General features: G+C 55.2%; 18 protein-coding genes, 1 tRNA gene, 2 pseudogenes and 1 riboswitch. Of the genes and pseudogenes, 4 read left to right on the plus strand and 17 right to left on the minus strand.

Annotated features, from left to right (window positions below):
• Positions 1-110: 110 nt before the first annotated feature.
• The 8 genes and pseudogenes from cobJ to ABS784_RS12100 form a co-directional block, all read right to left on the minus strand.
• The gene (cobJ, locus tag ABS784_RS12065; protein WP_352512595.1) at positions 111-1,898 is read right to left on the minus strand and encodes a precorrin-3B C(17)-methyltransferase; all 1,788 of its coding nucleotides are present in this window, start codon (positions 1,896-1,898) and stop codon (positions 111-113) included.
• Between the two features lies 1 nt (position 1,899).
• A complete protein-coding gene (locus ABS784_RS12070) occupies positions 1,900-2,607 on the minus strand; it encodes a HoxN/HupN/NixA family nickel/cobalt transporter (RefSeq protein ID WP_236612559.1) in 708 nt (235 codons plus the stop codon).
• A gap of 2 nt (positions 2,608-2,609) precedes the next feature.
• Complete coding sequence (locus tag ABS784_RS12075; protein ID WP_025039121.1) at positions 2,610-2,984, minus strand: (2Fe-2S) ferredoxin domain-containing protein; 375 nt, start codon at positions 2,982-2,984, stop codon at positions 2,610-2,612.
• 183 nt (positions 2,985-3,167) lie between these two features.
• Positions 3,168-3,359: riboswitch (cobalamin riboswitch) on the minus strand.
• Between the two features lie 60 nt (positions 3,360-3,419).
• Positions 3,420-3,560: pseudogene (locus ABS784_RS17360) on the minus strand (RraA family protein); the annotation flags it as partial.
• A gap of 17 nt (positions 3,561-3,577) precedes the next feature.
• The gene (locus ABS784_RS12085; RefSeq protein ID WP_008880146.1) at positions 3,578-3,958 is read right to left on the minus strand and encodes a retropepsin-like aspartic protease; all 381 of its coding nucleotides are present in this window, start codon (positions 3,956-3,958) and stop codon (positions 3,578-3,580) included.
• Positions 3,948-4,202, minus strand: a complete 255-nt coding sequence (locus ABS784_RS12090; RefSeq protein WP_008880145.1) for a hypothetical protein — start codon at positions 4,200-4,202, stop codon at positions 3,948-3,950. The genes ABS784_RS12085 and ABS784_RS12090 overlap by 11 nt, the downstream gene beginning before the upstream one ends.
• Before the next feature lie 51 nt (positions 4,203-4,253).
• Positions 4,254-4,739: a ribonuclease E activity regulator RraA gene (gene rraA, locus ABS784_RS12095; protein WP_008880144.1), complete on the minus strand. Its 486-nt coding sequence runs from the start codon at positions 4,737-4,739 to the stop codon at positions 4,254-4,256.
• Positions 4,740-4,996: 257 nt separating this feature from the next.
• A tRNA-Gln gene (locus tag ABS784_RS12100) sits at positions 4,997-5,068 on the minus strand.
• 176 nt (positions 5,069-5,244) lie between these two features.
• Here ABS784_RS12100 and ABS784_RS12105 point away from each other — a divergent pair.
• Together ABS784_RS12105 and ABS784_RS12110 are read left to right on the plus strand one after the other, a co-directional pair.
• Positions 5,245-6,126: a glycerophosphodiester phosphodiesterase family protein gene (locus ABS784_RS12105; RefSeq protein WP_025039122.1), complete on the plus strand. Its 882-nt coding sequence runs from the start codon at positions 5,245-5,247 to the stop codon at positions 6,124-6,126.
• A 122-nt stretch (positions 6,127-6,248) separates the two neighbouring features.
• Positions 6,249-6,692, plus strand: coding sequence for a GNAT family N-acetyltransferase (locus tag ABS784_RS12110; RefSeq protein WP_014195907.1), 444 nt, complete (start codon positions 6,249-6,251; stop codon positions 6,690-6,692).
• A 74-nt stretch (positions 6,693-6,766) separates the two neighbouring features.
• Here the strand turns inward: ABS784_RS12110 and ABS784_RS12115 are convergent, their stop codons facing one another.
• Both ABS784_RS12115 and ABS784_RS12120 read right to left on the minus strand, forming a co-directional pair.
• Positions 6,767-8,923, minus strand: a complete 2,157-nt coding sequence (locus tag ABS784_RS12115; RefSeq protein ID WP_352512599.1) for a DNA topoisomerase III — start codon at positions 8,921-8,923, stop codon at positions 6,767-6,769.
• Positions 8,924-8,935: 12 nt separating this feature from the next.
• Positions 8,936-9,826 carry an aldo/keto reductase gene (locus ABS784_RS12120; RefSeq protein ID WP_352512601.1) on the minus strand — a complete coding sequence of 297 codons (891 nt, stop codon included), beginning with the start codon at positions 9,824-9,826 and terminating at the stop codon, positions 8,936-8,938.
• 89 nt (positions 9,827-9,915) lie between these two features.
• Here ABS784_RS12120 and pepF point away from each other — a divergent pair, with 89 nt between their 5' ends.
• Positions 9,916-11,772 (plus strand): oligoendopeptidase F, encoded by a 1,857-nt coding sequence (gene pepF / locus ABS784_RS12125; protein ID WP_352512603.1) that lies wholly within the window; start codon positions 9,916-9,918, stop codon positions 11,770-11,772.
• Between the two features lie 144 nt (positions 11,773-11,916).
• Here the strand turns inward: pepF and ABS784_RS12130 are convergent, their stop codons facing one another.
• Both ABS784_RS12130 and ABS784_RS12135 read right to left on the minus strand, forming a co-directional pair.
• Complete coding sequence (locus ABS784_RS12130; protein ID WP_238980107.1) at positions 11,917-13,386, minus strand: nicotinate phosphoribosyltransferase; 1,470 nt, start codon at positions 13,384-13,386, stop codon at positions 11,917-11,919.
• Between the two features lie 80 nt (positions 13,387-13,466).
• Complete coding sequence (locus ABS784_RS12135) at positions 13,467-14,018, minus strand: cysteine hydrolase family protein (protein ID WP_352512605.1); 552 nt, start codon at positions 14,016-14,018, stop codon at positions 13,467-13,469.
• A 124-nt stretch (positions 14,019-14,142) separates the two neighbouring features.
• On the opposite strand from ABS784_RS12135, the gene ABS784_RS12140 reads away from it, so the two are divergent.
• Positions 14,143-14,427, plus strand: coding sequence for a hypothetical protein (locus ABS784_RS12140; protein ID WP_014195913.1), 285 nt, complete (start codon positions 14,143-14,145; stop codon positions 14,425-14,427).
• Between the two features lie 57 nt (positions 14,428-14,484).
• On the opposite strand, the gene yidC is transcribed toward ABS784_RS12140, so the two are convergent.
• The 5 genes and pseudogenes from yidC to ABS784_RS12165 form a co-directional block, all read right to left on the minus strand.
• On the minus strand, positions 14,485-15,234 hold the full coding sequence (gene yidC / locus ABS784_RS12145; RefSeq protein ID WP_352512607.1) for a membrane protein insertase YidC: 750 nt from the start codon (positions 15,232-15,234) through the stop codon (positions 14,485-14,487).
• A 44-nt stretch (positions 15,235-15,278) separates the two neighbouring features.
• Positions 15,279-15,545, minus strand: a complete 267-nt coding sequence (locus tag ABS784_RS12150) for a hypothetical protein (RefSeq protein ID WP_011231313.1) — start codon at positions 15,543-15,545, stop codon at positions 15,279-15,281.
• Positions 15,546-15,630: 85 nt separating this feature from the next.
• Positions 15,631-19,793: pseudogene (locus ABS784_RS12155) on the minus strand (tetratricopeptide repeat protein).
• Positions 19,794-19,938: 145 nt separating this feature from the next.
• The gene (locus tag ABS784_RS12160) at positions 19,939-20,691 is read right to left on the minus strand and encodes an alpha/beta hydrolase (RefSeq protein ID WP_014195917.1); all 753 of its coding nucleotides are present in this window, start codon (positions 20,689-20,691) and stop codon (positions 19,939-19,941) included.
• Positions 20,692-20,777: 86 nt separating this feature from the next.
• Positions 20,778-21,281 carry a metal-dependent hydrolase gene (locus tag ABS784_RS12165; protein ID WP_011231316.1) on the minus strand — a complete coding sequence of 168 codons (504 nt, stop codon included), beginning with the start codon at positions 21,279-21,281 and terminating at the stop codon, positions 20,778-20,780.
• Positions 21,282-21,409 lie beyond the last annotated feature (128 nt).

The following is a 21,409-nucleotide window of genomic DNA, read 5'->3' on the forward strand; positions in this document are numbered from 1 at the left end:
TTTTATGGAACCAGCCGGTTATTCGATCGACTGTCGGAAAAAGATGCGTCGCTTCGACACCAACGACATCTGCAGACGTTCAAGCTGCACTTATATAACGCATGCTTCCGTCACTCACCGCAAGCCGGCATTTCGATGGACGCGGCCGGTTTTGCCTCTTCGTGTGAAAAACGTCCGACTTGCTTCACGCGGCGGAAAAACTTATGAAACCGTTCATTTGGATGTGCTTGTTCTTGATACTGTTCGATGATTTCTGCCATAACCGCCACAATTTCTTCCGGCGGAATGCCTTCCGCGACGAGCTGGCCGGGATGGGCGTTGCGGCCGACCGTTTTCCCGCCCAAAAACAAATCAAATTTCCCTTTCCGGTACACAAGCCCGATGTCTTCGTGCACCGCGCCGTAGCACGCCATCCCGCAGCCGTTGATGCCAAGCTTCAACTCTTTCGGCAGCGCCATGCCGCCAAACCGGCGCGCCAATTCCTCCGCGTATGGAATGGCGTCTTTTTTCTCTCCATCGCAAAAATCACATGCCTTCACCGTCAGCACATCACCGACCGGCATCACGATCAGTCCGGCGTCAACGAGACGGGCCACAAGCCCATCTGGGTCCTCTGTCAACCGTTCGATTTTCATATAATGATCCGGTGTGTAGGTCATTTTTCCATCCATCCCTACCACTTCCGCAAGCACGATGAGCTGTTCCGGGGTGAACTGTTTATTGGCCACGCCCGGGCTCACCGCCGCTTCCAACAACACGGCCGCCGTCTTTCTTGTTTTCCGTCTCTCTAAAGCGGCGAGCGCGTCTTCGGCTGTTTCTTTCACCCGTTTTGGCGCGGCGGTCGGCTGCCGTTTGGCTGTTTTTGCCAGCGGTGCAGCAAGCGGCAGCAAAACGGCAGCCAGCGGCGTTGGCTCGGCCTCCTTCGTGGCCGCGGCAACAGACGGCGGTCGAACCGCGGTGGCCAAGGCGGTGAAAGCACGATCCTTCTGGTTGTCCCCGGCGAGGACAGCCGCTTCGGACGGTCCTGATGCCCCCGTGCTTCCTTCGTCCTCATCTTCCAGCGGTTTCGTCTGGTCAAGCGCCCACGGCTCCGCTTCTTTGCGCAGCCGTTCATGCGGTTTGAGCGGCTGGACGGCGGCTGCTAGTTGATACTTGCGCTGGTAGCCGCGCGGCGTGATCATCACGCCGTCATGGACGAATGTCGTTGAGTTGCCGATAATCACCGTCGTCAACATGCCGATCTCATGGTCAAGCATATGCGCCAAGTCGGTGAGGACGATATGCTGCCGCTCGCGGTACGCGCTTTTCACCAGACCGACCGGGGTTTCCGGAGACCGATGGCGGAGCAGGATGCGCTGTGCTTCCACAATCTGTCTAGTGCGCCGTCCGCTTTTCGGGTTGTAAAGCGCGATGACAAAATCGGCCGCGGCGGCGGCGTCAATCCGCTTTTCAATCAGCTCCCACGGCGTCAAATGGTCGCTCAAGCTGATCGTGCACGCATCGTGCATAATCGGTGCGCCAAGCAGCGCGGCGCACGAATGGATCGCGGAAATGCCGGGGATGACTTCGACTTCAATCGAGCTGTCTTTCGTCCACCCTTTTTCGATCAGCACTTCATACACGAGCCCGGCCATGCCGTACAACCCGGCGTCACCGCTTGAAATGACGGCGACCGTTTTGCCGCGCTCCGCCCATTTCACCGCCGCTTGGGCGCGGCTCACCTCTTCCGTCATGCCCGTGCTGATGATCTCTTTTCCAGTAATGAGATCGCGCACAAGTTCGATGTACGTTTTGTAGCCAATGATGACATCGCTTTCTTCAATCGCTTCCCGAGCCCGTTTCGTCATATGGTCGACGCTTCCCGGGCCAAAGCCGACAATGAGCAATTTGCCGCCCACTTTACAGCCCCCCTCTCCATATCTCGATTATCATCGACATCCCTAACCATATGCTGTAAATCCCTGTGACCGCACCAAGGACATAAAACAGTCGTTCCCGCTGCTTTGCTTTCCAAAATCCCCACGATAATCCAGCCGCTGTAGCAATCGTCGCAATGAGCAAGCCGGCGACAAACAGCACAAGCTGAAGGACAGCGGCGCTCACACGCACTTTTCCGACCGCGTGGGTGATAATGGCTAGCTGGGTCGGGCTTTCGACGCCAATGCCATGAATGATGCCGATGATCAAGGCGCCAGCCCAACCAACATGCGAAAAAGAACGGCAACTGTCCATTTCCCGCCTTCCCCGCAGCCATCGAGTAACCGTATGGCCGAACTCATAAAGGAGCTGAAACCGGCTTTTCACCTCACCCCGCCGAAAAAGAGAAAAAAGCATCATCCCGCCAAGAAGCACAAGCGTAACGCCAACTAAGAGCTCAATGGCGGCGGCTGACGACTCGGGAAGCCGGGCGCCGACCATGAGCGCCGCCACCCCCATGACAAACACGATTGCTCCGTGTCCAATAGCGTACATGATTCCGAGCGCCAACTGCTGTCTTCGCCGCGACTCGCTTCCGACCATATCCGCAATGGCCGCGACATGGTCGCTGTCCATCCCATGACGCATGCCGAGAAATATCGCTAACATTACATAACTGGCCCATTCCATCATTACGTCCTCCTCTTTCGAACGCCAATAACCGACTCCGTCCCACCAAGACGGGTCAACCCGTCTTCACGGTATTCATACGTCGCCCACGCGCGAAGCGGCTCGCCGTTTTGCAAATGGCGATGGACGACCTCTTTTGCCTTCTCCGGTGTCATCAACCGGTACCAGACGCCATCCGGGTAGACGATCATCACACACGCATCTTGACAGCGTCCGTTGCAGCGCGTCCTTGTTGTATGGACAGCGTCGTCAAGCCCAAGGCGGGCGATTTCCTCGCGCACCGCGGTTGTCACGTCATCTCCGCCATGGCGGAGGCACGTCCCTCCGTTGCAAATGAGCACATGATGCTTCATTCCCCGCAAATCCCACGTCGCCACCAAATCCCCCCTTTTGCTAGAATGGTAGAATGAAATGCGGCAGACGGACGGTTTTTCGACAAAAAAGAAAAAGCACCTCTACAGCAGAGGTGCAGAAAAATGTATACGAAAGCCGTAAACGGCCCAAACAGGGCCCCTAAAGCCGTCATTCTCCCGCACGTCTGCCTATAGTCCCGTAGGCATCCGTCCGATCCAAACAAGGCAGGTCTCCTGACTTAGGATCATCGCTTGGCGGCGTCTTCCCGAAGCATCCTTCAGTGACTTGTTGCCGCAAAGCTCTCCATCACAGTGGCGGGCACCGTGCCGGATTTTCACCGAGCTTCCCTTTTCACCCAAGCCCTAAGCGGGCTAGGCACCTTGTTTGTCTTACCGCCATATATGCGCTGTCATGGAACAAGCATCCGTTTTCATCGTAGTACAACCAATGCGTTGCCGTCAACCGTTTTTTGCCGACAAATCTTTGTTGGCGACGACAACGCCGTCCGCATCAGCGTACACGTACGCCCCTGGCTCCCAGCGGACGCCGCCAAACTCGAGCGCAACGTCGCGGGCGCCTTTTCCTTCTTTTTGGCATTTCGAGCGGGCGTTCCATTTCAACCAGAACGATACATCTCCAACTTGTCCAGGTCTAAGACAAATCCAGCGCCCAGCAATATATCCAATCCTAACAAACCGTTAATCCCCTCATAGTCCATCCCGCTAAAATCAATTTCATACTCTCTTAGCTGGAAAGAATCTAGCTGAATACAGTCTAATTTTTTTGTAAACGCGTACTCTTTCCCACCGATTCCGTAATAAGCCACAATACGATCGCCCGGCTCTACCCGCAAATGAATATCTTCTACTGCATTTTGAGAAATCACTGTTTTCGCCGCACCAGTATCAATCACCATATTATGAATCAACTTAGACCTTCCTTGATAAACGATTTCGATCGATGCAAACAGCAAGCCTTCACGATATTCAATCTGCATAATGAAATTTCCCTCTCAGGCCAATCGCTCCCCGAACTTTTAAAACAATCTCCTTGTGGCTAGTATGATAAACAAGCTGATTCCCTTTCGATTGCAGCAACTCACGAGTTGCATCCTTGTCCGAAACCGTTCCGATAACAGCCACCTCTTCAATGATTTCTTGATCTCCCTCTAAATGGGACTTTAATACTTGTAATTTCACAAATTGATTTGGATACAATGAACGCACTTCCTGCCATTCCATCTCCATCGCCTCAACCTGTTCGTTGTATTGAACGAGACTCGACCGCAGCCGTCAACCATTTTTCGCCAACAAATCTTTGTTGGCGACGACAACGCCGTCCGCATCAGCGTACACGTACGCCCCTGGCTCCCAGCGGACGCCGCCAAACTCGAGCGCAACGTCGCGTGAGCCTTTTCCCTCTTTTTTGCTTTTCACCGGGCATGTGCCGATCGCCATCACGCCAATCGGCATGGCGCCAATTTCCGCTGAATCGCGGATGCAGCCGTGGATGATGACGCCAGCAAGCCCCCTCTCGCAAGCGATTTGCGCCAGCCGGTCGCCTAATAGCGCGACGCGGCGCGAGCCTTTTCCATCGACCACGAGCACCGTCCCCGGCGGCACCGTCTCCAGCGCTTCTCGGACAAGGACGTTGTCTTCAAACACATCGACCGTCGCAATCGGCCCGGAAAACGCCCGCTTTCCGCCGTACGATTGGAACGGCAACTCGCATACTTGCAACTCGTCTAAAAATTGATCGCATAAATCGGCTGTTTTCATTGTCGCTCTCCCCTTTCATGTTTTGCATTCGCCGTCATTCGCCAAAATCCTTCTGCCTCAGCAGTTTTTTGTCGACGATCTTTCATTCGAACGACTGACACGAACGCGGCGATGTGAACCAAACCATTGTGTGGCCGTCAATCGCTTCGATGTATTCCACCGATCGCATTGAAACCATAAAAAACGGCCCCGCGCCGATATATAGCGGAGACCGTTTTCACCTGCTCAAAGCCCCTCCGGTTTGACCAGACGTTCAGCTGGGCTAGCTGGATTCGAACCAGCGCATCACGGAGTCAAAGTCCGTTGCCTTACCGCTTGGCTATAGCCCAACGTTTTGTTGTCGTTTACAGTATGCGGCATGATAACGCACTTTATGCATCAAACTGAATATCCCTTTGCTTGATGTGCGAAACTATCGGTACAAGCATCCTTTCCCCACTATATCACCTCGTTTTTCCCTCGCACTTGTTTTCCCGATATGATAACTGGAAGGGGAGAGATGTATATGCGCCGGATCACGGTTTTTCGCTTCTATCTTTGCACATTGTTTTTGTTATCGTTGCCGATCGTCTTAGCGGCCGCGGCTGCCTGGCAGCCATCCAGCCAGCCGAAAACCGCCGTCATCGCCCACCGCGGCGCGTCCGGATACGCGCCGGAGCATACGCTCTCATCCTACCGCCTTGCCGCCCGCATGCAGGCGGACTATATCGAAGTCGATGTGCGCGCAGCCAAAGACGGGAAGCTCGTTGCTCTGCATGATGCGACGCTCGCCCGGACGACAAATGCCGAAACGGTCTACCCGCGCCGTGCTCCGTGGCGGGTAAATGATTTTTCGTTCGCTGAACTGAGGCGGCTGGATGCCGGGTCGTGGTTTCATCCACGCTTTGCCGGCGAGCGCATCCCGACGCTTGATGAGGTGATTCAGATGCTGAAAGCGGAGCGTGTGGAAGCCCCGTTGTACATCGAAACGAAACAGCCCGGCATCGAAGAGGCGGTCGTCCATCTATTGAAAAAACACGGTTTCCTGCAACAGCGCCGCGTCATGTTTCAATCGTTCCACCCGGAAAGCTTGCAAGCGCTCCGGCCGCTCATCCCGCACGGCATTCGGCTCATTCAATTGGTCGGCGAGAAGGAAGCGCACAGCGGCCGCGACGAGCTGCTGCAACAAATCGCCGTCTATGCCGATGGCATCGGCTTGCCGCTTTCGGCCGTCACCGAAGAGTGGGTGCGCGCCGCCCATGGCCGCGGGCTCATTGTTCACGTCTATACCGTCAATGAACCACACGATCTCGCTCGCCTATGCGCCATGGGCGTTGACGGCCTGTTCACCGATTATCCAGACCGCCCTGGCCGCATTGCCGCCTGCCGTCGTCTGCCCCGCCATTGACCGGCCTTCAGGGAGCCAGGGGGAGCTTATTGTTTACATAATGTTATTATGGTTAATAAAAACGAAAATCGTTCCCATTTGACCCGATTCGGTGTATCATTTGAGAAAAAGGAGGCCAGATCATGTGGACGATCATCGATTACGAAAACGGCCCATTTACCGTGACGACGGACCGCCGCCGCGTCCAGCTTGAGCGCGTGTTTGACTTCCTTGCCCGCTCGTATTGGGCGAATGAGCGCAGCCGCGAAACGATCCTCAAATCGCTTGACCATTCGCTCTGCTTTTCCCTTTTTCACGGCGACAGGCAAATTGGCATGGCGCGCGTCATCACCGACCGGGCGACGTTCGCCTATCTGTGCGACGTGTTCATCGATGAAGCATACCGTGGGCAAGGTCTCGGGAAATGGCTGTTATCATGCGTGCTCGCCCATCCTGATGTCGCCGCTGTCCGCAAGGTGATGCTCGCGACCAAAGACGCGCACGGGCTGTACAGGCAGTTCGGCTTTGCCGCGCCGAGCGAGCCGGAGCGGTTGATGGAGCGGATTCAAGAGCCGCGAACGGAGTAAAGGGCAAAAAAAGGCGGTCCGCCATCGGTCCGCTTTTTCGACAAACCTCCCGTCCCCCACTCGTGTTGCTTTCGTCATCGCTTCGGAAACTGAAACGATAATTTCTTCTCGTTTTCATCCCAAACGAGTATGGCGTCAAACGTTTTCTCGCCTTTTTTGAATCCTTTGATGACATTCGTTTTTCCTTGAGAAAGCAGTTTTTTCACATTGGCCGCCGAAATCGATTTGCCGAGAATGCGTTTGGAAATCGTAAACGAGCATTTTGTTTTCGCGTACTGGTCGCAACCGTACAACGTTCCTTTGTCGATGACGGTCCCGCCGCAAAGCGGGCACGGCCCAAGCTTCTCGCCCATCGTTTTTTTCTTCCTTGTCCGCTGGATTGAGGCGGTGTCAACCCCTCTGAAATTCCAATTCGGCGCGGCGGCGATGGCGTCAGCGACCACTTTTTGCGCCAACTTTTTCACCTGTTCCATAAAGGCGGCGGGCGAGGCGCTCCCTTCGCCGATTTCGCTTAAGCGCTGCTCCCATTTCGCCGTCATTTCCGGCGAGGCGAGGATCGTGCCGCCAAGCGCCTCGATCAACACTTTCGCCTTGTCGGTCGCGTACACGAGGTTCTTTTTCACTTCAATATACTTCCGCTCTTTCAGCATGGTAATGATCGCCGCCCTTGTTGCTTCCGTGCCAAGCCCTTCCGTTTTGGCGAGCACTTTTTCCAGTTCCTCATCGTCCAAAAATTTTCCCGCCGTTTTCATCAAGGTGATGAGTTCGCCTTCTGTATACCGTTTCGGCGGCTCGGTCTTCCCTTCTTTCACCTTTACAGCGGCCGCTTTCCCCGCCTCCCCTCGCTCAAGGGGAGGCAGCGCAGCATCTTTCTCCTCCTCATGCGGGCGGATGACCGCGCGCCATCCTTCCTCGACGACCTGCCTTCCTTTCGAAACGAAGCGAGCCCGACCGTCAACGAGCGTCGTGACGGTCGTATAATCGATGACCGCCGCCCGGTGGTGGGCGGCAATCAAGCGGCGGACGACTAAATCGTACACCTTCCGCTCGTCGTCCGACAGCTTCTCCGGGGCAACAACTTGTTCAGTCGGGATGATCGCGTAGTGGTCGGTGACTTTTTTCTCGTTTACATAACGCTTATTCTGTAAAATCGACGGCTGCGGCAGCGGAAAATACGGCGCGTACGCTGGAAACGATGACAACTTTTGCAAAATGGCAGGGAACGTTTCCGCTTCCCCTTTCGTCACATGCATCGAATCGGAACGCGGGTACGAAACGATCCCTTTTTGGTAGAGCGATTGCAGCACATCAAGCGTCTTTTTCGGCGAGAAGCGGTACAACTTGTTCGCTGTCGCCTGCAGCGTCGATAAGTTGAACAACAACGGCGGCTGATACGTTTTCCGCTCCGTGCGGACGTCGGCGACTTCCGCTCGTTTTCCTTGGCAAAAGGCAGCGATCTTTTTCGCCATCTCCTCGTCCTTGAGGCGCGTTTGGCCGTTTTTATCCGTCCATTTTCCTTCATAACGCTTGTCGCCAATGACAAACGAGGCGACGACTTCCCAAAACGGTTCAGGGCGGAACTGCTCAATTTCCCGTTCACGCCGGACGATCAGCGCCAATGTCGGCGTCTGCACGCGCCCGACGGAAAACACATCGTTCATCCCGCGCTCCTTCAGCAAGAGGCTGTACACGCGCGAGGCGTTCATGCCGACGAGCCAATCCGCGCAGGCGCGAGCGTACGCTTCCTCATAGAGCGGGCGCGTCGTCCGTTCATCAAGCAGGCGGCGGAACCCTTCCTCGATCGCCTTCGGGGTCAAGGACGACAGCCAAAGCCGCTTCATCGGCTTGTTCACGCCGCTTAGGCGGATGAGGTTGCGCACAATGAGCTCCCCTTCGCGCCCCGCGTCGCCGGCATGGATGATTTCCGTCACTTCCGGCTTTCGCAGCAATTCTTTCACAACCTTGAACTGTTTCGCCTTCGCTTTTTCGATCTCATACTCAAACCGTTCCGGGATGATCGGCAACGTGCCGAGCGTCCACCGCTTCCACTCCGGCCGATACCGCTCCGGCGGGGCGAGCTGGAACAAATGCCCGATCGCCCATGTCATATACGCCCCGTCGGGAAACAAGTCATTCGGCAAAATTTCGATATAGCCTTGCCGTTTTTTCGTCCGAAAAATCGAGGCGAGCGTCGCCCCTTGGTCCGGCTTTTCCGCAATAATGACTTTCATCGTCCTTTCCCCTTACGGCACATCATGCCCCATGGAGCTTTGCAAAATGGCGAACCATTGCTCGCGGGAAAGCGACAAAGACAGCGCCCGCACCGCCCGCTCGATGCGTTCTTGTTTCCCCGAGCCGACAATCGGCATCATCCGCGCTGGATGAACGAGGAGCCACGCGTACAGCACTTCGTCGATCGTCTCAGCGCCCACTTCGCCTCGCACTTGTTCAAGCGTCCCGCGCAACCGCACCGCCCGGTCATCGTCAGCGGAAAAAATCGCTCCACCGGCGAGCGGCGACCATACCATTGGCGGAACGCGCTTCTCAAGGCAAAGGTCAACGGTGCCGTCTTCAAGATTTTCCAACCGATACGCCGATACTTCGATTTGGTTGGTCACGAGCGGAAACGGCAAATACGACTGAAGCATTTCCCACTGCGAACGTTTAAAGTTGGAAACGCCAAAATAGCGCACTTTTCCATCCTGCTTGAGTTGGAGAAACGCCTCGGCCACCTCTTCCGGGTTCATAAACGGATCCGGGCGGTGGATAAGCAATACATCAATATAATCGGTATGGAAGTGTCGAAGGGATTGCTCAACCGAAGCGATGATATGATTTTTGCTTGTATCGTATAATTTCATCCCGTACTTCGATGGCAGCTTGATGCCGCATTTCGTCACGATCTCGATCTGACCGCGCAAGCTTGGCTTTAACGCCAGTGCTTCGCCAAAGCGCGATTCACACGTATAGTCGCCGTAAATATCAGCATGGTCAAACGTCGTAATGCCGCGCTCAAGACAAAATTCAATGAGCCCGAGCAGCTGCTCGCGCGAATAGCCCCAGTCCGCAAGCCGCCAACAGCCGTAAATGAGGCGGGAAAACGTCAAATCGTCCGCCAACCGAATTCGTTCCATTGATTGTCTCCCTTTCTTTATTTTTGGCTAAAATCGTTCCGCTTGCGCATACTACCAACAAGAGGAAAAAACGGAAAGGACGTGATGATATGAAGCGCTGGCTTCTTGGGCTCGCCGCTGTGCTTCTTTTCGCCTCCCCATGGCCGGCATCAGCCGCCGAAACCGCATACGAATGGAACCTAGCCGACATTTATCCATCCGAAGCCGAGTGGATGCACGACTACAAGGCGGTGCAAAACGCCTTGCCGAAACTGGCGGCGTTTGAAGGAAAACTCGATGATGCAAAGACGATCGCCAAACTGTTCGCCCTAAACGAACAAACGGCCCGCAAGCTCGAAAAACTGTCGCTTTACGCCCATTTAAAACGCGATATCAACATTGAAGATGAAACGGCGGCCCGGCTCGGGGCAAAAGTGGAAGCGCTCGCCGCCCAATATGCGGCGAAAACAGCGTTTATCGAGCCGGAACTGCTCGCCCTCCCAGAGCGGACGCTCAGGAAGCTCCAAAAAAGCAAACCGCTGAAAGCGTACCGCTATTACTTCCATGAGTTGCGTGAGCAAAAGCCGCATACGCTCACGAAACGCGAAGAACAGCTGCTCGCGAAACTATCGCCGGCGCTCGGCGAAGCGGAGAACATTTATGACCACGCCGCCCGCGGCGATTACGAGCCGCCATCTGTCAAGATGCCGAACGGAAAGACAGTGACATTGACCGACGACCAATACGCCGCCATGCTCGAGCACCCGGACCGCCGCTATCGAAAGGCGGCGTTTGAAGCGAAAGCCAAAAGTTATGAAGCCATGGAACAAACCGCAGCCGCGACGCTGTATGCCTCGGTCAAAGCGGATGAATTGTATGCGAACGTGCGCCGCTATCCATCCGGCCTTGCCGCCGCGCTGGCCGCCGATGACGTACCAAAGGAAGTGTTCGATCACTTGATCGCCGCCACTCGCCGCCACTTGCCGGCGCTTCACCGCTATGTCGAACTGCGGCGGCGCGCGCTCGGGCTTGACCGCGTCCATAGCTATGACTTGTACGTGCCGCTCGTCGGCGAAACAATGAAACCGATTCCGGTCGAAACGGCGAAGACGCTCATAGTGGAAGGACTCAAGCCGCTCGGCGCCGACTATATCAAACAGGTGCACCGAGCGTTTCAAGAACGATGGCTTGATGTCTTCCCGCGCCCGAAAAAATATACCGGCGGCTACAACACGGGAGCGTATGACACCCATCCGTTCATCTTGCTCAATTACAACGGTTCGCTCGACAGCGTATTGACGATGGCCCACGAGCTTGGGCACGCCATGCATTCCGTATACACGAACCGCGCGCAGCCGTACCATTATTCCGGTCATTCGATTTTCACCGCCGAAGTCGCCTCGACCGCGAACGAATGGCTCATGCTCGATTATTTGTACAAACAGGCGAAAACAAAAGAAGAAAAACTCCGCCTGCTCATCGAACAAATCGAGCAAATCCGCGGCACGTTGTACACGCAAGTGATGTATTCCGAATTTGAACGGATGATTCATGACAAAGTGCGCCAAGGCGGCAGTCTGACAGCGGACGAACTGAACCATCTTTGGCTTGGCCTGCTCAAAACGTATTACGGCCCGGCGTACGCCGCCGATCCCGGCGCCGCGCGCGGCTGGCTGCGCATCCCGCATTTTTATGACGCCTTTTATGTATACAAATATGCCACTTCGCTCGCGGCGTCGTACACCATTGTGAGCGACATCCAAACCGATACAAGCGGCAAGGCGGTGAAGCGGTACAAACAATTTTTGCGCTCCGGCGCATCCGATGACCCGATCCGTCTGCTCAAGCGAGCCGGAGTGGATATGACAAGCCCCGAACCGATCGAGCGGGTCTTAGGTCATTTCGCCGAACTCGTTGACGAACTCGATCGACAGCTGCCAAGCCAAAACCGTCAGCGGTCTACATGAAAGAGGTGTCCCGCGCCGTTCGGGACACCTTTGTTATTGCGGCGGAAAAAAGAATATCGCTTTGCGCTGCAACGCGCCGGACCGGTTAAGGCGGTCGATCGCGCGCAAAGCGACACCATGCGCTTGCCCCGCAGCCAAGGCGGTTTATTCACTTAAAGATGCACCTGCAATTTTTTCTTTCACCTTGCGGATGTTTTCCATCTTATTGTCCCAGCACGCTTGGCTCAAATCGACGGGATATTGCTCGGGATTGAGCGTCCGTTTGTACTCCTCCCAAAACAAGCGCAAGCTTTCTTTCGCATACGCTTGAATGTCCGGAAGCGGGGGCGACGTATACACGAGCCGGCCGTTGTCGAAGATCGTCACATGCAAATCACGCGCTTCGAAATTGGTGACGAATTTGCTGATGAACGTGTACACCGGATGGAACATTTTCAGCCGCTCTTCTTGCTGCGGGTTTTCGCTCTCTAAGGCGATGTAGTCGCCTTCCGCTTTATGGTTGATTTTGTTGACGATGCGGTACACCCGCTTCAGCCCCGGCGTCGTCACTTTCTCTGGATTGCCGCTGATTTTGATTGTATCGACCATCTCACCGCGTTCGTTTTCAATCGCCACCATTTTGTACACGGCGCCGAGCGCTGGCTGATCGTACGCCGTAATGAGCTTTGTGCCGATCCCCCACACATCGATTTTCGCCCCTTGCGACTTCAAGTTTAAAATCGTATCTTCATCCAAATCGTTCGAGGCGAAAATTTTCGCGTTCGGAAATCCGGCTTCATCGAGCATTTTCCGCGCTTCCTTCGACAAATAGGCGAGATCGCCGCTGTCGATGCGGATGCCGATAAAGTTGATTTGGTCGCCCAGCTCCTTCGCGACGCGAATGGCGTTTGGCACCCCGGACTTCAACGTATCGTACGTATCGACGAGAAATACGCAGTCTTTATGACGGCGTGCATACTTCAAAAAGGCGGTGTATTCATCCTGATACGCTTGAATCATCGAATGGGCGTGCGTTCCGGCGACCGGAATGCCAAACAGCTTCCCGGCACGCACGTTCGATGTCGCCTCAATCCCGCCGATATACGCTGCGCGCGCGCCCCAAAGCGCCGCATCCATCTCCTGCGCCCGCCGGCTGCCGAACTCCAAAGCCGGTTCGTTCCCGAGAATATGCTTAATGCGCGACGCTTTCGTGGCGATGAGCGTCTGAAAATTGATGATGTTTAAAATGGCGGTTTCAATGAGCTGCGCCTCCGCAAGCGGCGCCTCGATGCGCATAATCGGTTCATTGGCAAACACCACTTCCCCTTCGCGCATCGAACGGACCGTGCCGGTGAAGCGAAGCGTCCGCAAATAGTCTAAAAAGTCATCACGGTAGCCAAGTTCTTGGCGCAAATAGTCGATGTCGCTGTCAGAAAATCGGAACTGTTGCAAAAACTGAATGACGCGCTCCAACCCAGCGAACACCGCATAGCCGTTGCCAAACGGCAGCTTGCGGAAAAACACTTCAAACACAGCGCGGCGCTCATGCATACGATCTTCCCAATACGTCTCGACCATATTGATTTGATATAAGTCCGTATGAAGCATCAAACTGTCATCAGCATATGTCTTCATGAATTGCTACCTCCAACACACGAATGACGGCGCCGCCGAATAAAACAATGTTCATCGTCTATTCTATCACGTTTTCTCCATTATTCCACTATTTCCGCGCCTAGCGTATGGCGAAAATGGCGGAGCGCCCATTCGTGTCCCGCCGCGTCGAAGCTCGCCACCGCCCGCCGGTGGACGACGATGCGAAATCCTTTGTTGTACGCATCGACCGCCGTATGAAGAACGCAAATATCGGTGCAGCAGCCGACCAAATGCACTTCCGTGATGCCTCTTTCGCGCAATTTCAGCTCCAAATCCGTTCCGGCGAACGCGCTGTAGCGCGTTTTGTCCATCCAATACACATTGTTTTTATGCTTGTTCCCCTGATACACCGCCTCGAGCTCCCCGTACAGCTTTCGCCCCTCCGTCCCTTCAATGTTATGCGGCGGAAACAACTTCGTTTCCGGATGATAGTCGTCTCCCGCCACATGCTTGTCAATGGCAAAGACGACAAAATCACCGTTGTCAATAAACTGTTTCGTCACCCGCACGAGCTCTTTTTCAATCGCCTGCCCCGGTTTCCCGCATGTAAGCGCGCCATGATCGGCGATGAAATCGACGGTGTAGTCGATGTTAATGAGTGCTCTCTTCATGAAAATCCCTCCTGCGTGTTTGTCTAACAAACGGGTCTTGCTGTACATTGCCGCTGCTATACTTTTACTCTACTCCAGCATGCAAAATCTGGGCAAGCAGAAGATTGCATAAGAAAGCGAGCCGATGATGCAAAACTCGCCTTCCATCGCTCAGCGGAAAAGTGATTCCTTTCTGACGAATGGTTTTTACGAATATTTACAAAAACAGAAAGTAGGATATGCCGATATGATCCCCCTTTTTTTCAATATCGTTTTTTTGCTCGTGCTTCTTGCCGTCGGTTTATCCGTCGTCTTCCTGAATAAATTTGCGTCAAACCGGATTCGCATGATCAGCTACACTGAGCCTCTCCGTTGGGTGCCGTTCAACAATTATCAGCTGAATCAAATCAACAAAGCGGCGCAACCATAAGCGCAAAGCGAAAATCCCGCGCCTGCTTGAAGCAGGCGCGGGATTTTCACTGATCCGTCAGCTATTTTCCGCCGTTTTCGCCGCTTTCAGCTGACTGCGCAAAATGAGCGACTGGATGATCGAGAAGCAGCCGCCAACCACCCAGTAAAGCGACAGCGCCGATGGGACGGAGCTGGCGCCGATAAAGATCATGACCGGCATGATGTACAACATCATCGCCATTTGCGGCATTTGTTCTTCGGCCATCGACGGCGAGAGGCGGAGCGAGATGAACGTCGTCAACGCCGCCAAAACGGGCAAAATGAAATACGGATCGCGGTGGCCAAGCTCGACCCATAGGAACGAGTGGGTTTTAATTTCTTGCGTCCGCGAAATCGCGTAATAAAGCGCCATAAAAATCGGCATTTGAATTAACACCGGCAGGCAGCCGCTCGCCGGATTGACGCCGTGCTTTTGGTACAGCTGCATCATTTCTTGCTGGAGCTTGCGCTGCGTTTCCGGGTCTTTGCTTTTATATTTTTCTTGCAGCTTCAACAATTCCGGACGCAGCTTTTGCATGGCGAGTGATGCGCGGAACTGCTTCAAAATGAGCGGCAGCAAGCAAAAACGAACGATGAGCGTCAGCACGATAATGGCGATGCCGTAGTTGTCGCCAAACCAGTGCCCAAGCGTCAAAAGGAGCTTCGACATCGGGTAGACAAAATAATGGTTCCAAATGCCTTGGCTATGTTCATTGATCGGTTCGTTGCGGTTGCAGCCGGAAAGAAGCAAGACTGCACCAAGCAGCACCAATACCCATTTTTTCATGAAAAGCCCTCCTTACTATCATGTTGCAAAATCATGCCGTTTCATCATAAAGGAAAGGGCCTTCCATCCTCATCCGTTCGGCTTGTCCGTTCCCGAACGGGAATTTTCCGCCGCTGCGGCAAAAACAGCGGGCGCCATGGAAGCGCCGCTCGTTCGGCGCCTCCTCCCGCCTCCCGCTCGCGAACCGAGGCCAACGCCGGCTCGTAAAACAATGATTTCGCTGTCCGATGTGCGCCCATATACCCTTTCATGATGATCCATAACGCGCCGACAAGCGACATATACACAAGCAAATCAATAGGCGCTTCCATGCGTCCCGTCCACCCCCTTTTGCCCCGTCCATCTTCTCTTCTCATACAATAGCAAACTTTCCATCAAAAGAAAAGCAACAATTGATCACATCCGCTCCAAGCGGTGAAATGCCGGCTCGTCAGCCGCCAACATGGCGAGCTCTCCGCTTTCATCAGCCGAAAATGCCGCCTCAAGCTCTTGCTTCGCCTCATCGAAGCGTCCAAGCAACGCGAGACAGCGGGCTCGTTCGTAGCGAAGTCGAGCATCTTTGGCCATATGGACGCACCGTTCAATGGCAGCCAAAGCCCGCTCAATGTGCCCTGCCGCTTCATAAGCAGCCGCGAGCTGCATATTCAGCTCTTCATCCTCAGGATACCAATCGGCGTAGCGCTCCCAAAGCGCCGCCGCTTCCTGATAGCGGCCCGTTTCCATATACTGTTCGCCAAGCAACATGAGCGCCTCACGGGCGAGCGGTTCTTCCGCCACGATCGCCTCCAGCTGCCGCTCGGCTTTCTCGTGCTGCCCTTCTTGAAGCCAAACGACCGCCTGCAACACGCGCAGTTCGACATCGTCCGGGTCATCAGCCACTAGCCGTTCAAGCCACCGCTTGGCTTCTTGGCGCTTCTTCTCATCGTCGGCCTTCAACAAGTGTTCGACGAATTCACGCGCCAATGAAGGATCCCAAACGCGGGCGAGCGCTCGGCGCCACGTTTTGATGGCATCGTCCTCCAGCTCGATCGCCGCATAGAGGCGGGCGAGCTGCCCATAGGCTTCCGCATCGCTGCGATTGAGGCGAATCGCCTCCTCATACAAATCAATGACGATCGAAAACAAGGAAAACCTGCCCATCCATTCTTTCGCTTTTGTCCACCACCGCACCGGCTCGTCGCTTTCGTTCTGTTCCTCTTCCAAATACGGAAGGAGAGCGGCGGCCGCATTCCGATAAACAACGCTTTTCGCCTCACGGCCGATCTTCAGCCGCTCCAGCCGGTGGCGCAGCTTCCCTAAGCCGCGCATCGTTTTCGGAAAGAGAGCCACATACAACGGGTACAACGATTCATCGTCCGGATGGCGCACCATCAACCGCTCGAGCAGCTTGATTGCCTCTTTCGTGCGTCCTTCCCGGCTAAGCACATTCGCGTAATGACGAAGCACTTCACTGTGATCCGGGTCAAGAGCAAGCGCCCTCTCGACCGCCGCCTTTTCTTGATCGCGGCGTCCGAGCGCTCCATATACATACCCAAGGCTGTCATAGTACCACACATCTCCTCCACGCGGACGGGCATCGGCCAACGTCTCAAGCAGCGCCGGAGGCTCTATGATCGCTGCAAGCTGTTCGCTATCCACTCGCAGCGGAGCAAGGCGAACCGCCTGAAGCAAATGCGCGTGCTGCCGCTCTTCGTTTCCTTCTGCCTCATAGAGCGCAGCTAAGCGAAAATGGCAGAGGACAAACGACGGATCGGCTTTGAGACAAGCCTCATACTGTTGTTTCGCCTCTTCGTGGCGTCCAAGCGAGGCGCACAGCTCCGCGAGCCGGAAGAGGGAAAGCGCATGGCCCATGGCGGCAGCTTCTCGGTAAAACGCCATGGCCTTCGACGGCCGGCCTTGCCGTTCATAAAGGGCGCCGAGAGCGGAATGGGCCGAAGCGAGTGTCGGGCGAGCCGAGACAAGCTGCTCTAAAAACGCCCGGCCGCGTTCCTCTAAAGACGGCGTTGCCAGCTGATCAAGGTAAAACTCGTACGCTTCTTCCGCCTCAAACTCAGCCAGACGCAACCCTTCTTCCAACCACGACAGCGCCGTCTCGCGTCCTTCCTCCTCGTCGGCGAACCCATGGGCGACAAGCCATCTTCCCGCGTTCAGCCAATATTCGCTGTTGGCGGCAAAACGGGCGCGCTGCTCGATCACATACCGGCGCGCCTCATCCATATCCCCGCGCTCCGCAAGGGCAGACGCCAAGCCGAGATGGGCGAACACGTCATCGCGGTCATGACGGACCGCCTCTTTGTAGCACGAAACCGCTTGTTCCGCCTCCCCTTCCTCCATATAGAGATCGCCAAGACGGACGTAAAGCGGCGCCAAGCGTCTAGCAGCGGCCAGCCCCTCTTCCAGCACCGCTTTCGCTTTTTCCCGATCACCGGCATCATCATACAAGTCAGCCAACATCAAATACGGATGCGGTTCCTGCGGGTCGAGCGCTTTGGCGACGCCAAAGCCGCGTTCCGCCTTGCGCCTTCGGCCGAGCTCCATGTCGCAGCGGGCCCGCTCATACCAAAGCTGGGCATCCCGCCGCTCGCGGCGCACAAGACGATCAAACCAGTCGCGCGCTTCGGCGAACCGCTTCGCATGGAACAACAGCACACCGTGATTCGTTTCGATAAACAAATCGCCCGGATACAGGCTGACTGCCACGCGCGAAGAGATGAGCCCTTTTTCGATATGACCGGCGTACGCCGAGGTGAGCCCGAAATAGCTCCACACTTCCGGCTGGTCTGGGTCCAACTGGAGCGAGGTGCGAAAATAGCGGGCCGCCTCTTCATAGCGGCTGGCAAAAAAGGCAATGCGCCCGCGCAAATAATGGTAGAGCGGGCTTTGCGCCTTTCCTTTCACCCGTTTGAGCACGTCTTCAGCCTTCTCCATTTCTTGCGTGTAGACGTACGCTTTCGCCGCCATCAGCAGCAAGTCGTTATGTTCCGGATACTCGTTCAAGACTCGTTCCGTATACTCCAATACAAGCGGCTTCGCCTCGTCGCTGCCGAAATGCTTCATGACATACAGCCATGTGTACGGGATGTGCTCATGCTGGCGCAAAAAGGCGACAAAGGCGGCGAAATGCGCCTGTTCGTCCTCGTCCATCTTTTCAGCCAACGCGTGCAGCTCACGGAAATAGCGGTCCTCCTCCTCCGGAAGCTCGGCGGCGAGCGCCGCTTTTTCCCGGGGAAGCGCCACAATCGACAAATAATGCGTCCCTGCATACCACTTGGCAAGCTCGTCCTCGGAAACGACAAACGGATCAAACAGATTCGGGTCTTGCACATAAAACGCCTCGAGCCGTTCGTCATAGCCAAACAGCACTTGGACGTGTGATGACTGTTCGTAATCGACGCTCAACAGCACCGGAACGCCCTCATCAATGAGCCGCTTCCAGCGCGGCAGCGTGCCGATGAAAAAGCGGCAAACAAATCCAAGATCTTCCAAATAATGTACGGTCGTGGACAGCTTCGATCCGCGCACATCAAAAATATGTTCGGCCACTTCATCCTGCGTGCGGGGGGAACCAAGCAATCGAAGCATCATTTCCAGACTCGCCGGCACGCAATAGTTGTGCTTTTGCACGACCGGCACAAGCGGCAGCGCCACCGACCGTTTCCCTTGCCGCCCAAGCGCGCGGGCGTACGGCGTTTTTTTTCAAGCTGCGGCTCCGCTTTCACAAGCGATTCAAGCTTCTCCCATTCGTCAAGCTGGTAATACAATTCGGCGCGCAAATGGGCAAAATAACGGCGATGCATATGAAGCGGATTCAAACGGTCAAGCTCCTCCATCGCCGCGAGCGCCTCGCGGTAGGCGCGCACATCGCGCAGGCGGCGCACGCGCTCAGCGTAAAACGCCAACACTTGCGGAAAACGCTGCTTTCCTTCTTCCAAAACGGCAAGCGCCTCGCGGTGGCGGCCATCGAGCGCATACAAATCGGCAAGAAGCAAATAGCACATATCGCCGCGCTCCGAGTCGTCGAGACCGGCGCGAATCGCCTGTTCCGCGTTTTTCCGGTCGCCGGTCTCGATATAAAAGTAGCCCCATTTGTCATGCATCGGCGCTGTCTCATAGCGGGCAACCACATCCATCCATTCCCGCGCCTCCTCGACCCGCTGCATATCCAATAAAGCGCGCACCAACGCAAACGCCGCCCGGGCGATCGATTCCCTCGGCTCCTCCACCCGGCCTTCGAGCGCTTCTGTAAGACGCGGGGTGAGCGCCTCTTCCACATCGAGCGGCCGGCGGTTCTCGAGCCACTCATCACACACCCAAGCGAGCGTCTGCAACGTGTTGAACTTCCGGTGGGCGTACCGCGCGACAAGCCCGCTATGCCGGTACATGAGCGCATAATCAAACAGCCGGATGAGCGCCCGAAACGGCTCGATGCTGTCCCATGACGCCATGAGCGGCCGCCATTGAAACAATCCCATGTTTTCTAAATGCGGCCGCACCTGGGCAAGGGCATCCACGATTCGTTTTTCTTCAACGAGCAATGCGATCGGTTTGATATGATTCATACAAAGAAAACTCCCTTATTCTTTTTCCAGCTATTTATAAGTGTAGAACAAGCCCGGCAAAACAGCCACATATTTTTTCACAAAAATACCGACAAACAAAAAATGGCCTCTCCTTTGAACAGGATCAGCCATATACCGATTCGTTTTATCCGGCGTGCTTGGCGAAAAATTCGAGAGACCGTTCAATAATCATCGGTTGGTCGTAATCGAGCGTCGCCACATGGTAGCTGTTTCGGAGGCGGACGATCTCTTTCTCCGTCGATGAAATGCCTTGAAAGATGATGTCGGCGTTTCCCGGCGGCACGACGTGATCTTCGTCGGAGACAAAAATCAACGCCGGACAGACGATGCGATCGAGTTTCGCTTTTGTCTGTGCCATCAGCCTAGCCAGCTGAAGAAGCGAAGCGGTCGGCGTTTTCTCGTATGCCAGCTCTTTCACATCCGGATTTTTCAAGTCCGAACCGATCGAATCCAGATACCTCGGCAGCTCGCCCCCGCCCGTCATCCCGGCGGCGATGGCCGGGATGTCGACAGCGGCGTTAATCGGCACGATGCCGCAGATGTCTGGGTGATGTTCCGCCAAATAAAGCGTGAGCGTCCCGCCCATCGACAGCCCGGTGACAAAAATGGTTTGGCATCGTTGTTTCAGCCATCCATATCCTTCTTCGACCGAGGCGACCCAATCGTGGAACGTCGTCCGTTCCATGTCTTCGTAATGCGTTCCGTGCCCTTTTAAGCGCGGCAGGCAAACGGTATAGCCGGCTTTCGCATACGCTTCAGCGAGCGGGCGCATGCTGTGGGGCGTGCCGGTGAATCCGTGCACGAGCAGCACCCCGACCGGCCCGTTTTCGGCGTAAAACGGCTCGGCGCCCGAGAGCACCGGATATTGTTCGCTCATCTTCCTCTCCCCCTTATCTAGTCAAATCCGTTCCTCTCACTATATTCGCCGCCGCACCTCTTTTTTCCTTTTTTGATCGGACGCCGTTACCACATCGACAACCATGACCGCCACCATTCGTGAAACAAGCCGTTGACGCCAAAATAGACGAATGCGATCCAAGCGATGCCAACCAATGCTTTCTCCATCCCTTTTCCCGTCCGATAGAGCGGCACTTTCCACCGCTTGGACGAAAACGGCCAAAACAGCGGCACCCCTTGAACAGAAAAAAAGTCTTCCACAATATGAAACAAGTAGCCGAGCACGAGCCCAGCGGTAAACGGCGACGCCGAGTCGCGCCAGACGAGGGCGGCAAGCACCCCCCAGACGATGAGCGAATGCGTCATGCCGCGATGGCCGAACGCTTCTTTTACTTTCCCCGCGACGCCGAACGAACGGCGGCCGACGTATGACGACGGCTCGTCAATGTCAGGAAGAAGGCTGCCGATGACAAGCCCCGCCGTATAGGCGGCGGTAAACGGCAGCTTTGTATGCGCGGCCGCCGCCGCGCCGAGGCATAATGTGGCAATGACATGGCTGGAGTATCGCAACGAAATCCCCTCAAACTTTTATCGTTTTCCCCATTATACCACAGAAAAGAATATTTGTTCGTTTCTTTGACGGATTTGTGACAATGATGCCAAGTGTGACAAAGTTAACATCGCGTTATTGACATCAT

The organism is Geobacillus sp. G4 (genome assembly GCF_040327975.1).
In the GTDB taxonomy this organism is placed as follows: Bacteria; Bacillota; Bacilli; order Bacillales; family Anoxybacillaceae; genus Geobacillus; species Geobacillus thermoleovorans.